The sequence below is a fragment of the Catellatospora methionotrophica genome (genome assembly GCF_011297335.1).
In the GTDB taxonomy this organism is placed as follows: Bacteria; Actinomycetota; Actinomycetes; order Mycobacteriales; family Micromonosporaceae; genus Catellatospora; species Catellatospora methionotrophica.
Window position 1 is genome coordinate 1,483,032 of sequence record NZ_JAAOTJ010000001.1, and the last position, 13,539, is coordinate 1,496,570.

Here is a 13,539-nt window from a genome sequence, read left to right on the forward strand (position 1 = left end):
TCAGCGATCACTCAGCGTCGGATCACGCCACGGGCCCGTCGGCAGCTCGGGCATCTCCATGTCGTCGTCGACGGTGCACAGCGGCAGCCGCTCGCCCAGGCAGCGCAGCGCCACCGAGCCGAGCACCGCCGCCAGCAGCGACCCCGCCAGCACCCCGATCTTCGCCTCGGCCTGCAGCAGCGGATCCTTGAAGGCCAGGTCGGCGATGAACAGCGAGATGGTGAACCCGATACCGGCCAGCACCGCCCCGCCGATGAGGTGCCCGTACCGCACCCGGCCCGGCAGCTCGCCCCAGCCGGTACGCAGCGCCAGCGCCGCACCGAGGCTGATGCCGACGGTCTTGCCCGCCAGCAGCGCCACCACGATGCCGATGGTCACCGGCGAGGTCAGCGCCCGGCGCAGCGTCTCGCCGTCCAGCCGCACCCCCGCGTTGGCCAGGCCGAACACCGGAATCACCAGGAACGCGCTGACCGGGTGCAGTGCGTCCTGCAACCGGTCGTTGGGCGGCACCGTGGCCCGCGCCGCCGCGGCGGCCAGCCGGGCCCGGACCGCGTCGGCCCGCTCCAGCACCGCCCGGCCGTAGAAGCGCAGCCGCTCGGCCTGCTCCGGCCCGACCGGCGCGGCCGGGACCAGCAGCCCGACGATCACCCCCGCGAGTGTCGGGTGCAGCCCCGACACGAACACCGCCACCCACAGCAGCAGACCCACCACGACGTACGGCTGCAACTGCCAGATCCGCGCCCAGCGCAGCCCGATCAGCACCAGCGTCAGCGCCAGCACCGCCACCAGCGCGGTTGCGGACACGCCCTCGCTGTAGAAGATCGCCATGACGCCGATCGCGCCGATGTCGTCGGCGATGGCGAGGGTCAGCAGGAACAGCCGGAGCTGGTCCGGGCAGCGCGGCCCGAACAGCGCCAGGATGCCGACCAGGAACGCGGTGTCGGTCGAGATGGGAATGCCCCAGCCGTGCAGGGCGGGCGCCGACGGGTTGAACGCGATGTAGATCAGCGCTGGCAGGATCAGGCCGCCGATCGCGCCGAGCACCGGCACCAGCACGGCCCTCGGGCGGCGCAGCTCCCCCACGGTCAGCTCTCGGCTGATCTCCAGCCCGACGGTGAGGAAGAACAGCGCCATCGCCAGGTCGTTGACCCAGTGCCGCAGGTCCAGGTCGATCCCCGCGTTGCCGACCGACACCGACGCCTTGGTATGCCAGAACTGCTCGTAGCTGTCGCCGGGCAGGTTCGCCCAGATCAGCGCCGCCACCGCCGCGACCAGCAGCAGCAGGCCGCCGCCGGCCTCGGTGGCCAGGAACCGCTGCAGCGGATACGACACGTGCGGCACCGGAATGGCCACCCGCGGCCGGGGACCGGGCCGCGGCGGCAGCGACACGGAACTCGGCTCGCTCACCGCACCCCGCCCGCGCCCTCAGTCACCCACCCATGATCCCCGCGCAACCCCGACCGGCCCGCCCACTTTCCCGGACCAGTCCTACGCACCCCGCTCCCGCGCCCACGCGTAACGGGCGGCCGCCCGTTACGCGGGCAGCAGCCGCGCGCCGCAGTTTCGGGGAAAGTGCAGCCATCGGGTGGGCCGATGGTGCAGTTTCCCCGAAACTGCAATCGCGATCAGGAGCCCGCGACCGGCCAGACGACTCCGGCCGAGCCGCCGCCGCGGCGGACGGGTTCGGCCGCGGCGAGGAAGCGGCCGTGGCTCAGGAACTCGATGCCGGTGGCGGCACCGATCTCGGGGCTGGCCGCGAAGGTGTGGCCGAGCGCGGTCAGGCCGGGGATCTCCGGGGCGAACTCGGCCTCGCCGAGCACCGCCGCCGTGTTGCGCTGGGTCGCGCGGGCCGCGGCGACCGCCTCCGGCAGGGTCATGCCCAGGTCGAGGCGGTTCACCAGGATCTGCAGCACCGTCGTGATGATCGTCGAGCCGCCGGGGGTGCCGACCGCGAGGAACGGCCTGCCGTCGGCGAGCACGATCGTCGGCGCCATCGAACTGCGCGGCCGCTTGCCCGGACCGGGCAGGTTCGGGTCGGCCGCGCTGCCCTGGGTCGGGGTGAAGTTGAAGTCGGTCATCTCGTTGTTGAGCAGGAACCCGCGTCCGGGCACGACCATGCCGTTGCCGCCGGTCTGCTCGATGGTCAGCGTGTACTCGACCACGTTGCCCCACCGGTCCGCGACGGTCAGGTTCGTCGTCGACTGGCCCTCGGTCACCGCCGGGCTCGGCGCGCCCGCCGCGCAGCCGCCGTACGCGCCGTCCGGCTCACCCGGGGCGACCGGCTTGACCAGCGCCTGCGCCGGGTTGATCAGGCAGGCCCGCTCCTTGGCGAACCCGTCCGACAGCAGCTGCTCCAGCAGCGGGCGGGGCGTGTTGTCGCCGACGAACCGGTTGCGGTCGGCGAACGCCAGCGCGCTGGCCTCCAGGTACTGGTGCAGCGCCCCGGTGCGGGTGAGCGCGCTCAGGTCGGTCTGCTCCAGGATGTTCAGCGCCTCGCCGACGGCCTGGCCGCCGCTGGACGGGGTCGGCATGCCGTAGACGTCATAGCCCCGGTAGGACACCCGCGTCGGGGACGGCGTACGCACCTGGTACCTGGCCAGGTCGGACAGCGCCATGGTGCCGGGGCGGATCGGATACGCCCAGGTGCCGATCGGCACGTCGGCGACCGGCGGGTGCTGCACGGTGTCGACGATGTCGCGGGCCACCGCGCCCCGGTAGAACACGCCCGTGCCCTGCTTGGCGATCAGCCGGTACGTGTCGGCCAGGTCCGGGTTGCGGAACACGGTGCCCGCCTCCGGCGGCAGCCCGCCCGGCAGGTACAGCTCGCTCGTGGACGAGAACTGCCCGAACGCCGCCGCATTGTCGCTGATCTGGGTGCGGAACGTGCTGTCGACGGTGAAACCGCGGTCGGCCACCTTCGCCGCCGGACGCAGCGCGTCGCCCAGGTCGGCCGTCCCCCACTTGCGCAGCGCCTTCTCCCAGGTCGCCAGCGTGCCGGGCACCCCTGCGGCGATACCGCTGACCCGCGCCTCCGGGAACGCGTACGGCAGCCCGGTCGCCGGGTCGACGAACGCCGTCTCCCCCATCGTCATCGGTGCGGCCTCCCGGCCGTCGATGGTGTACACCCGCCGGTCCTTGGCGCTGTAGTAGACGAAGAAGCCGCCGCCGCCGATACCCGCCGAGAACGGCTCCGTCACGCCCAGCGTCGCCGCCGCCGCGACGGCCGCGTCGACCGCGTTGCCGCCCTTGCGCAGCACCTCCAGGCCCACCTTGGTGGCGTCGAGGTCCACCGTGGCGACCGCGCCGCCATACCCGGTGGCCACGGGGACCTTCTCCGGGGTCGGCGGGCGCGGGCTCGCCTGGACGGGCGCCGCGGCGGTCGACGCCAGGGTCGTTACGGCGATCAGGACGAGCGCGCGGCGATGGCGCAATCTCATGAAGATCCTCCCGGATCGGATGAGGTCAATGTCTTCACCGTATGCCGGAAGACCGCCGCGCGCACGCCGAGTCGTGACTAACCCGCGCCGAACCGCTCGACGAAACGCCGCTGCCAGGGCGTCTCCACCGCCCGCGGATGGTAACCGGACCGGACGTAGGCCACGGCCTCATCCGACCGGACCCCGTCCAGGATGGCCAGGCAGGCCAGCGCGGTGCCCGTACGCCCGATCCCGCCGCCGCAGGCGACCTCGACCCGCTCGTCACCGGCCCGGCGCAGCATCCCGACCAACTCGTCCCGGAACCCCGCCGGGTCCGACGGCAGCCAGAAGTCCCGCCAGCGCACCCACCGCGCGGACCAGGCCGTCTCCGGTGGCGGCCCGCCGAGCAGGTACAGCCCGAACTCGGGAACCTGCCCCACCGGCAGCGGACGGCGCAACCCGCGCCCGCGCACCCACCGCCCCGACGGCAGCCGCAGCACACCCTGCCCGCCCTCGTCCCACGCCGCCATCGCGCGACCGTAACAGCCGATCCTCGGCCGCTTCCGGCGACGCGGTGTGCGGTGTGCCACATCGCTTCGTCGATGCGTCCACCGGCCCGGGTCGGGCGTCAATGGAGCGCTCCGAACGGAGCGCTCTCGTCGGCGGAAGGATGACAGAGATGCAGCACACGAAGGCGCGGTGGATCGCGCGATGCTCGCTCGGCCTGGTGATACTCGCCGGGGCCGCCGGATGCTCGACCCCGCAGCAGCAGGCCGCACCGAACGACCTGCAGAACGTGGCGATGACCGACTCCGCGTCGTCGGTCGTGTCGTCGCCGACGGCGGCGGCCGCGCAGTCGACGGACTCGTCCGGCAAGGTCACCGCCCCGGCCGCCGCACCCCGGCTGACCGTCCCCGGACCGGACAAGGCGTTCCTGCTGGTCGCCGTCGACCGGGTCGAGGACCCGGCACTGACGGTCACCGCCAGCAACCGTATCGGCACCTACCCGAGCGGCGCCGACACCGGCGACCGCGAGCAGTTCATGCTCACGCCGCTGTCCCCGGGCGCGACGACGTACCTGCTCAAGACCGCGCGGCTGCGCGTCGGCGGCGAGCCGCTGTGCGCCGGGATCAAGACCGGTGTCCTGACCGCTGTCGCCTGCGACGCGGCGGCGAAGTCGCAGAAGGTCACCCTGGTGGCCCGCAGCACGACGACGTTCGACCTGGTCGTCGGCGGATACCAGGTCGAGGTCAGCAAGCTCGGCAAGGTGTCGCTGGCCAAGGCGGGCAACGCGGCCGCCAAGACCCGGTTCCGGTTCGTCCCCGCCGGGACGGTCGGCCAGTGGCCGTGACGGGCTGAGTCCCACGGTTCGCCGCGCACCGGCATGGTGCGCGGCGAACCGCGCCGAATCCAGTCGCTCCCTCGGCGTCCGGTCGCTATCGTCCGCCCCATGCGACTGGTGGAGATCACTCCGAACAACTACGAGGCGGCTTTGGCGCTGACCGTGTGCCCGGACCAGGCGGACCTGGTCGCGCCGGTGGTCAAGTCACTGGCTGAGGCGTACGTGTTCCCGGAACTCGCCTGGCCGAGGCTGATCTACGACGGCGACCGGCTGGTCGGCTTCGTGATGGCCATCCTCGCCTACGAATGGGGCGGCAACCCCGACGACGTGCGCTACGGCCTGTGGCGGCTGAACATCGCGGCCGACGCCCAGGGCAAGGGCTACGGCAGGTACGCCGTCGAGGCCGTGGCCGACGAGATCCGCGCCCGCGGCGGCGCGCGGATGTTCGTCACCTGGGCACCTCGCGCGGGTGGTCCCGAGCCGTTCTACCTGAAGCTCGGCTTCCAGCCGACCGGCGAGCAGTCCGGCGACCAGACCGTCGGTGTGCTGGACCTCTGATCCATCATTGGTCTTGCCGCACGGTGGCGATCAGGCGTTGGCGAAACGGATCCCATTCGAGCAGACCAGCCATCGCCAGCAAGGCCTGCGCTTCGGCCCAGCGCGAGCACCGAGACCGCCAGCAGCGCCTGCACCGCCCGACCGCGGGATCGTCGGTGTGCGCGTAGTAGTCGCGCCACAGCCACGCCGCGTACGCGTCACCCACCGGCTCCGTTGCGCCACCTAGGTGGTTCACGGCTTCACGCCAGGTCGTGCAGCCTGCCCACGTGCGTAGGCGATGATCTCTGCGCTGCGGTCGACACGGCAACCCTCGCCCGCACGGTGCCTCAGCGGTAGTGCGCCGCCGCAGTCCTGGCACCAGTGCATGGCCCGGCTCTTGGCAACGAGCCCGGTGACGATGCCCGCGATGAGCCCAGCCGAGAGACAGACGATTTCCATGCATCGAATGTCCGCCACCACTCTCGCACCTGTCAAGAATATTTGAGAATATTCTCTTGTGGCGGGAACGATCGCCCGCACCCGCCCAATATTCGATATGGTCGCGAATATTGCGCGAAAGATTCTTCGATGCAAGCATGAGATGGCACCGACCAACTGGGAGGGGACGGATCATGGAACTGCAGTTCATCCGCAAGACTGCCGACTCGGCCGGCGGCAACTGTCCTTCGATCTACCACACCGACCGCGGCACCTACGTCGTGCAGGGTTGGAAGCTCGACGACGAGACCACCGCGAAGCTACGCGATCTCGGCTCCGACGAGACCGCAGTGGAGATCCCTGCCGACGTCATCGCCGGGATCGTCGCGGCGGCCGGTGCGTGACATGAGCGAGGTGCTGGCCGGTGAGGACTTCGAGTCACTGTGGCGTTATTACCGCGTGTCGGCGTTCCGGTTGGAGACTCAGCCGGTCTACACCGTGGCGGGCGAGCAGGACACCCTGCGGCGCTACCTCACCGGCCACCCACAGCACCCCGCTGACGTGCCATACCTGGCCACGTGGCTCGACCAGATCCGGCAGGTGACCGCCGAGGGACGCCGCGTCGAGCGGGTCCGCATCGTCGACGAACCACCGACCGACTATCAGCGCTGGGAGCGCTGGGTGGGCCAGTGGAACACGGAGGCCGGTGAACGCATCCGATACCTGTCGCGGGCCGTCGCGGAATCGATCGGCCTTCCGCTCGCCGCAGACTGGTGGCTGTTCGACGAGGAGCGGGTCGCGGTCATGCGGTTCGACGAAACCGGACGTCCGCTGGGTGGCACGGTCGTGACCGATCCGGCTGTCGTGGTACAACATCTGGCCTGGCGCGACCTGGCAATCAAGCACAGCGCTCTCGACGAGGGCACGGCCCATTAAGGCAGATCCGTGAAGTCCATGCAGGAATGGCTCACCCAGCCGGGCGGGCTTGCTACCCGGTTGCGCCAGATGCGCAGGGCCGCTGCGCTCACCGGTGACCGGCTCGCCGTTGACGCTGGCTGGACCCAGTCCAAGGTCAGCAAGCTAGAGAACGGCCACCAGCTGCCGACGGACGATGATCTCGCGGTCTGGGCTCGCGCGTGCGGCCAGCTATCCGCAACAGCCGAACTGCGTGCTCAGCTCGCCGAAGCGCTCGGCGTGCATCGCGAGTTCCGCATGCGGATGCGGCTCGGCCAGGTCGCGGTGCAACGTGACCACGACGAGCTGGCTCGCGCCGCGAGGGTCATCCGCAACGCGGAGACTGTTCTGGTCCCCGGCCTGCTACAGGTGCCCGGATATGCGCGCGCCCGCATCGAGGAGAACGCCCGCTTCTACAAAACCGACGCTGGCGAGATCGACGCCGCCGTGGCGAGTCGGCTGCACCGCCAGCAGGTGCTCTACGACACCGCCAAGTCGTTCACGTTCGTGGTGACCGAAGCCGCGCTGCGGATCCTGCTGTGCCCGCTGTCGGACATGCTCGCCCAGCTCGACCGGCTCGCCGTGATCGCCGCTGGCGGCATGAGCCACGTGCAGTTCGGCGTCATCCCGTTCGGTGTGCAGCTTCGAACCACTCCTCAGCACGGGTTCCTGCTACTAGACGATCTTGCGGTCGTCGAGACGATCAGTGGCGAGACCGTGTACGAGGGCGAGGAGGCAGCGACTTACGCAGCCGCCATGGACGACCTGCTGGCGGAGGCGCTGACCGGCGACCAAGCTGCCGAGATCGTCACTCGGGCAGCGACCGACCTTCGCCTTAAGAGTAGGCATTCGGCCAACCCCACGAAGAAGTCGCGACCCTGATGGTTTTCAAGACCACTCGTGGCGCTCCCCTCAGCCAAGGCCGTCCTCGAAGCGGGTTCCGATCGCCGCCAGGCGCACGCGGGCGTCGGCGTCGCCGTTGAGGCGCCAGCGGAGGAAGTCCGTGGTGGACTCGGCGACCACCTCGAAGTCCGGGTCGGCCGGGGACATGAACGGGTTGCGGTGGGTGCCCGACGGCAGCGTCAGGAACGCCTTCGGCCAGGGCACGGCGTCATACGCCGCACGCCCCTGGTCGATCGTCACGACCTGGTCGCCCGTGCCGTGGATGAACAGCATCGCGGCCGGTTCGCCCCGGAACTCCGCACCCACCTCCCGAGCGCTGCCCGCGAGCACGATCCCGGCCTTCAGTCGAGGGTCGCGCCACTTCCCCAGCGCCCCGACCGTCGTCATCCCGCCCAGCGAGTGCCCACCCGCCGCGATCCGGTCAGCGTCGATCCGCCCGTACAGCGGATCGCCTGCCTTCGCCGCTCGCGCCAGCAGCCCGTCGAGCACCGCCGTCACGTCCTGCGGCTGGTTGAGCAGGTCCATCACGTCGAGTTTCGCCGCCGCCCCGTTCGTGTACGGAAACGTCGGCGCGGCCACCGCGAACCCGGCCACCACCCAGTTGGCGATCAGGTCCGCGTACTCCGACACGTGACAGGTGTACCCGTGCACGAACACCACCAGCGGATGCCTGCCCCGCCCCGGCGGCAGGTGCACCTCGGTCGGCAGCGGCCGGTCCGCGCCCCGGGCGAAGTCGATGCGCACCACCGACGACGGCGCGGTCTCCTGCTCCGATGTCGGCGAACCGCATCCGGCCAGCAGCAACAGTCCCGCAGCGATGATCGCAGTCCGGCGGCGCAAGGCGCTCTCCCCGTCGTCGTATGGCGTCCCGCAAGGGAGTACGCGCCGACCCCCGGCCGAGGTTGCCCCGCTACGGCGCTCAACGCCGAAACTGCGGCCTTCCGCCCTGCCCCGCCTGCCGTTATGCTCCCGCACCATGATCTTCTCCCGGAAGCGGCGTCCCGACGGCTCCGCGGCGATCGTCGCGTTCTGGTCGGCGTGGCCGCAGCTGCGGGCCCGGTCCGAGGCCGCCATCGCCGCCCGCGACTTCCCCGAGGACCTGGTCGCCGACCTGTCGAACCGGGTCAACGACATCCATCCTGAGCTGGAGTGGGAGTTCAGCAGGGGCCGGGTCGCCGAGCACGCGTTCATCGTCAGCGCGGCCGGGGACATGGCGCTGCGCGCGCTGGCCTACCGCTGGCGGCAGGCCGCGCCCCGGGCCGACGAGACCTGGGAGTTCCACGACGTCCGGCAGGCCGAGCCGGAGATGTTCGAGGCGACCTTCGAGGCGGACGGCCACCGGGTGGCGCTGGCCGAGCTGCGTTACGCCTTCACCCTCGACGAGCCACGCAGCGAGTACGACGTCGTGGTCTTCCACCCGGCCTTCGCCGCGATGACCGACGAGCAGCGGGCCCGGGTGGCGTTCCTGTCGCTGGCCTGGCTGCTGGGCGAGGACGCCGTCGAGATCTGGATCGGCGGCGTGGACATCACCGCAGCACCCTCGGACGGGGCACGGACGCCGCAGGAGCTGGCCACGGCGGTGGCGGAGCTGGCCGACCAGTACCGCGAGGAGACGTGGGTGCTGATGGGCAACGGCCCCGACGCCGAGGTCCCGCACCTCGCCTCGGCCCAGCGGCCGCTGAAGCCCGCCCGCTGGCCCGCGCTGGACACGCACGTCGCGGTCACCCTGGCCTTCCGTGGCCGCGACAACGGCATGCCCGACGCGGACTCGCTGACCGCGCTGCGCGACTTCGAGGACCGGCTGCGCGAGCTGCTGGCCGACGCCGAGCTGATCGCGCATGAGACCAGCGAGGGCATGCGGACCTTCCACGTGTACGCCGACTCGGCCCGGTTCTCCGCCGACCCCGTCGAGAAGCTGACGAAGGGCTGGTCGAGGGGCCGGGTGAAGGTCAAGGTCAGCACGGATCACGACTGGGCGGGCGTGCGGCACCTGCGCCCGTGACGTGATCAGTCCTGGGCGTACGCGACGACCAGCGCCCGGTAGGCGAAGCCGTCCTGCTCGGCGGCCTCCCACGCGAAGTCGACGGCGGTGCCCGGCTCCAGGTAGCCGTATCCGCGCAGCCCGAGGTGGCGGAAGTGGACCCAGCAGCCGCCGGGCGTCTCCGGGGCGTCCAGCACGCCCCAGCCCTCATTGGGGTGCCAGACGCGAACAGTGCCGCGTACCAGCCGGGCGGCCTGGGCCAGGTCGTCGGAGAGGACCGAGATCCGGGTGGTGCCCGTGCCACGCCCGCAGAGCAAGTCGATGCGGATGTAGCCGGGCAGCCCGATGATCCTGCCGCCGACGGGGCGGCCCGCCACGACCGGGGTGGCGATGCGCATCGCGGTGAGGGTGCTGGTGGCCCGCGCCCATGCCTCTTCCCCGGTCTCGCCGGAGCCGAGCACGATCCACCCGGGCAGGGCGTGGCCTGCCCACCGCTCGCGATCCGCGGGCTGTTCGGCGTCCATGGCCACCTCCGCCGACGACGGTAGCGCCGCGTGCCCGGCGCCGCGCGCCCTTATCGGATGCCTCAGGTGCGCAGGGTCTGGCGGGGTGAGCGGCCGTACTCGTCGCGGTAGACGGCGGCGAAGCGGCTCAGGCTGGTGAAACCCCAGCGGCGGGCGACGGCGGCGACGGTGTCGCCGCGGGTCGGGTCGGCGTTCTGCAGGTCGCGGTGGGCGCGGGACAGGCGTACCCGGCGCAGGTACGCCATGGGGGTGCTGTCGGCGTGCCGGGCGAACGCGGCCTGCAGGCCCCGGGAGGAGATCCCGGCGGCTTCGGCGATGTCCTCGACGGTGACCGGCTCGTGGGCGTGCGCGTCGATGAAAGCGACGGCGCGGCGCAGCGCGGCGGGGGCGACCCGGCCGGGTTCGCCGACGTAGCCGGTGGCGGTGGCCGTGTTCGGGAAGGTCGCGATGGCGGCCGTCGCGGCGAGGTCGATCGCGGCGGCGTGCACGAGCGGGTTGGCCAGGGGCGTGTCGGCGGCGTTGAGGGTGTGGAACAGGTACGCCATGGTGTCGCGCCAGTGGCGGCCCGCCTCGGCGGACACCGGGGTCATGCCGTCGAAGCGGAAGTCGGCCAGGGCGATGCCGGCGCGGGCGGCGACGCGGGCGACCCGGTCGACGGGCAGGCGCAGCAGGCGCAGGTCGAGGTCGTTCCAGCGTACGGTCAGCGGCACGCCGACGGGGTAGAGGAACGCCTCGCCGCGCATGGGGCGCAGCTCGTCGCGCCCGGCCCGTACGGTCACGTCGGTGTTGAGCGAGACGACGAACATCAGGTACGGCAGCGGGTCGGTGACCGTCTCGACGGCCGCGCTGTGCCGCACGCTGTCCATGCCCAGCTCGCCGGCGACGACCATGTGCTGGCGGAACTGGAACTCCTGCGCGCCGCCGAACAGCCGGTGCCGGTGTTCGACGTACGAGTCGCGCAGGACCTCGTGGGCGACCTCCACGTCGCCGGTCGTGAACTCGCGTGCGCGTACGCGCAGCGCCACACCCTCAGCCATGTCACCCATCCCCGGTGGCGGCCGTCCGGTGCCGGTCGCCTAACCAGCAAACGACGCTGCCGGGGACCTGGTGTTGCCGGGCCGCCGGACGCGAGACGGGTTCACGGCCGGGCGACGGTGACGACGGTCCCCTCGTGCCGGGCCTGCTCGGCGGCGAACGTGGCCAGGTGCGAGTTGAGGGTCTGCGCGGGGCCGGACAGGATCCGGGACGGGTCGCCGGTGGCGACGGCGGCGGTGAAGGCGTCCATCAGCCCGGCGTCGCCGCCGCCGTGCCCGCCCGCGGCGTCCGCGCCACCGGCGGTCGCGGGGTCGTGGCTGGTCGCGGTGCCGGTGGTGAAGTCGTGCACGGTGACACTGACGGCGTCGCAGACGAGTTCGCCGCGGGTGCCGAAGACGCGGGTGCGGCGGTGGCCGCCGGTGTTGAACGCGTTCATGGTGAAGCTCGCGGTGACGCCGCCGTCGAACTCCATCGCGACGACCTGGTGGTCGACGACGTCGTTGTCGCAGGCGTACACGCAGCGGCCGTAGGGTCCTTCGCGCAGCGCGGCGGTCAGGGCCTGTTCGGTGAAGACGGGAGTGACCACCGACAGCGGCCAGCCGTGCTCGCCGCGGGCGAGCCGGTCGCGGTAGAGGCGCGGGGCCGAGTACGGGCAGTCGGGTTCGACGGCGCAGTCCAGGCAGCGGTCGGCGGCCGCGGCGGGGCGGTTTTCGGGGCGGAAGTGGCGCAGGCCGCCGAAGCTGGACACGCGGGCGATGTCGCGGCCGACGACGTGCTGCAGCCAGTCCATGTCGTGGCAGCTCTTGGCCAGCAGCATGAAGCTGGACAGGTCCTCACGCCGCCAGTTGCCGCGCACGAACGAGTGCGCCTGGTGCCAGAAGCCGACGGGCTCGTGGTGCTGCACGGACACCACGTCACCGATCGCGCCGCTGTCGATCAGGTGCTTGACCAGCCGGGTGTACGGCGCGTACCGCAGCACGTGGCAGACGGCGAGCATGACGCCCGCGTCGCGGACCGCGTCGACGATGCGCACGCACTCCTGCGGGGTGGGCGCGAGCGGCTTCTCCAGCATGATGTGCAGGCCGCGCGCGGCGGCGGCGACGGCCGGGTCGGCGTGCCCGGCGTCCTGGGTCGCGATGACGACCGCGTCGGCGGCCAGGTCGCCGTCGGCCAGCAGCGCCCGCCAGTCGTCGTGCTGGTCGGCGGGATCGATGCCGTGGGCGGCGGAGAAGCGGGCGCGCCGGTCCGGGTCGGGTTCGGCGACGGCGACGAACCGCGCCCGGCCGGGATGAGCCAGGGCCCATCGGGCGTACGCGTTGCCGCGGTCACCCGCGCCGATCAGCGCCAGCCGCACAGGGTCCACGATGAGCCTCCCGCCCGAAGATCAGTTCCCGGCCACTATAGGAACCGGTTACTCCGCAGGGCAAGAGTGTGGCGGGGCCCGGTCCGGACCCCGCCACGGCTGTGGTGACGCGCTCAGACGCCCTTGCTGAAGGTGTCGCACTGGCGGCCGTCGCCGCTGCTGAAGCCGTTGTTGAACCAGTCTTTGCGCTGCTTGGCGGTGCCGTGGGTGAACTTCGACTCGTCGATCGGGCTGCCCGACTTCTCCTGGATCTTGTCGTCGCCGATCGCGGCGGCCGCTTCGAGGGCCTGGTCGATGTCCTGCTGAGTGACCGACTTGAAGATCGCGGTGCCCTTGGCGTCCTTGGTCTCGGTGGCGTGCTTGGCCCACACCCCGGCCAGGCAGTCGGCCTGCAGTTCCAGCTTCACCGACAGCGCGTTCGCGCCGGACGGGTCACGCTCGGACTGGCGCTGCACGTCGGCCGAGATGCCGAGCAGGTTCTGCAGGTGGTGGCCGTACTCGTGGGCCAGCACGTACGGCTGGGCGAACTGGCCGTCGGCGCCGAAGCGGGTGGCCAGCTCCTCGTAGAACGACAGGTCGATGTACACCAGCTTGTCCGGCGGGCAGTAGAACGGGCCGACGCCACTGTCGGCCGCGCCGCAGGCGGTGTTCACGGACTGCGAGAAGAACACCGTGTCGGTCTGCTCGTAGGGCTTGCCGAACGTCTGCGGCAGCGCGTCGCGCCAGTACGCCTGGATGGAGTTGATGTAGAGAGCGTTGCGGCACTCGGCCTTGTCCAGGCGGTCCGGGTTCGCCGTCGAGCAGGTCTCGTTCACGCCCGGACCGCCGTCGTCGCCGCCGCCGAACATCTGCGGGCCGAGGAACGTGCCGACCAGCGCCAGCCCGATCACGATGAGCGTGCCGACGATGCCGCCGCCCATCGGGATCGGGATGCCGCCGAGCCCGCCGCCGCCGACGCGACCGCCCCCGGATCCCCGGGCGTCGGTCACCTGGCTGGTATCGATGTCCGCGTTCTCATTGAGGGTCATGGCGCGGCGATACCCCGC

14 protein-coding genes are annotated in these 13,539 nt (G+C 71.7%); 6 read left to right on the forward strand and 8 right to left on the reverse strand.

The genetic code is table 11. The annotated features are described in order from the left end of the window. The 3 genes from nhaA to HAV40_RS06430 all read right to left on the reverse strand — a co-directional run bounded on the left by nhaA (position 1) and on the right by HAV40_RS06430 (position 3,946). Positions 1 to 1,407, reverse strand: coding sequence for a Na+/H+ antiporter NhaA (gene nhaA, locus HAV40_RS06420; RefSeq protein ID WP_203671457.1), 1,407 nt, complete (start codon positions 1,405 to 1,407; stop codon positions 1 to 3). A gap of 218 nt (positions 1,408 to 1,625) precedes the next feature. Further along, positions 1,626 to 3,437 carry a gamma-glutamyltransferase gene (gene ggt / locus HAV40_RS06425; protein ID WP_166379808.1) on the reverse strand — a complete coding sequence of 604 codons (1,812 nt, stop codon included), beginning with the start codon at positions 3,435 to 3,437 and terminating at the stop codon, positions 1,626 to 1,628. A gap of 77 nt (positions 3,438 to 3,514) precedes the next feature. Beyond that, on the reverse strand, positions 3,515 to 3,946 hold the full coding sequence (locus HAV40_RS06430) for a protein-tyrosine phosphatase family protein (RefSeq protein WP_166379809.1): 432 nt from the start codon (positions 3,944 to 3,946) through the stop codon (positions 3,515 to 3,517). A gap of 149 nt (positions 3,947 to 4,095) precedes the next feature. On the opposite strand from HAV40_RS06430, the gene HAV40_RS06435 reads away from it, so the two are divergent. From HAV40_RS06435 to HAV40_RS06455, 5 genes are all read left to right on the forward strand, one after another. After that, on the forward strand, positions 4,096 to 4,767 hold the full coding sequence (locus HAV40_RS06435; protein WP_166379810.1) for a hypothetical protein: 672 nt from the start codon (positions 4,096 to 4,098) through the stop codon (positions 4,765 to 4,767). Between the two features lie 99 nt (positions 4,768 to 4,866). Beyond that, positions 4,867 to 5,316, forward strand: coding sequence for a GNAT family N-acetyltransferase (locus HAV40_RS06440; RefSeq protein ID WP_166379811.1), 450 nt, complete (start codon positions 4,867 to 4,869; stop codon positions 5,314 to 5,316). Between the two features lie 611 nt (positions 5,317 to 5,927). Beyond that, positions 5,928 to 6,137, forward strand: coding sequence for a hypothetical protein (locus tag HAV40_RS06445; protein ID WP_166379812.1), 210 nt, complete (start codon positions 5,928 to 5,930; stop codon positions 6,135 to 6,137). 1 nt (position 6,138) lies between these two features. Then, complete coding sequence (locus HAV40_RS06450; protein WP_166379813.1) at positions 6,139 to 6,669, forward strand: DUF6879 family protein; 531 nt, start codon at positions 6,139 to 6,141, stop codon at positions 6,667 to 6,669. Positions 6,670 to 6,687: 18 nt separating this feature from the next. Beyond that, the gene (locus HAV40_RS06455; RefSeq protein ID WP_239086422.1) at positions 6,688 to 7,569 is read left to right on the forward strand and encodes a helix-turn-helix domain-containing protein; all 882 of its coding nucleotides are present in this window, start codon (positions 6,688 to 6,690) and stop codon (positions 7,567 to 7,569) included. Positions 7,570 to 7,599: 30 nt separating this feature from the next. Here the strand turns inward: HAV40_RS06455 and HAV40_RS06460 are convergent, their stop codons facing one another. Further along, on the reverse strand, positions 7,600 to 8,430 hold the full coding sequence (locus HAV40_RS06460) for an alpha/beta hydrolase family protein (RefSeq protein WP_166379815.1): 831 nt from the start codon (positions 8,428 to 8,430) through the stop codon (positions 7,600 to 7,602). Between the two features lie 136 nt (positions 8,431 to 8,566). Between HAV40_RS06460 and HAV40_RS06465 the strand changes: the two genes are divergently transcribed. Beyond that, on the forward strand, positions 8,567 to 9,592 hold the full coding sequence (locus HAV40_RS06465) for a DUF695 domain-containing protein (RefSeq protein ID WP_166379816.1): 1,026 nt from the start codon (positions 8,567 to 8,569) through the stop codon (positions 9,590 to 9,592). Between the two features lie 5 nt (positions 9,593 to 9,597). On the opposite strand, the gene HAV40_RS37935 is transcribed toward HAV40_RS06465, so the two are convergent. From HAV40_RS37935 to ypfJ, 4 genes are all read right to left on the reverse strand, one after another. After that, on the reverse strand, positions 9,598 to 10,095 hold the full coding sequence (locus HAV40_RS37935) for a hypothetical protein (RefSeq protein WP_203671459.1): 498 nt from the start codon (positions 10,093 to 10,095) through the stop codon (positions 9,598 to 9,600). A gap of 62 nt (positions 10,096 to 10,157) precedes the next feature. After that, positions 10,158 to 11,132, reverse strand: coding sequence for an AraC family transcriptional regulator (locus HAV40_RS37940; protein ID WP_203671463.1), 975 nt, complete (start codon positions 11,130 to 11,132; stop codon positions 10,158 to 10,160). Positions 11,133 to 11,233: 101 nt separating this feature from the next. Next, entirely contained in the window at positions 11,234 to 12,493 is a 1,260-nt protein-coding gene (locus HAV40_RS06480) for a Gfo/Idh/MocA family protein (RefSeq protein ID WP_166379817.1), read from the reverse strand. Between the two features lie 113 nt (positions 12,494 to 12,606). Next, on the reverse strand, positions 12,607 to 13,521 hold the full coding sequence (gene ypfJ, locus HAV40_RS06485) for a KPN_02809 family neutral zinc metallopeptidase (RefSeq protein WP_166379818.1): 915 nt from the start codon (positions 13,519 to 13,521) through the stop codon (positions 12,607 to 12,609). Positions 13,522 to 13,539 lie beyond the last annotated feature (18 nt).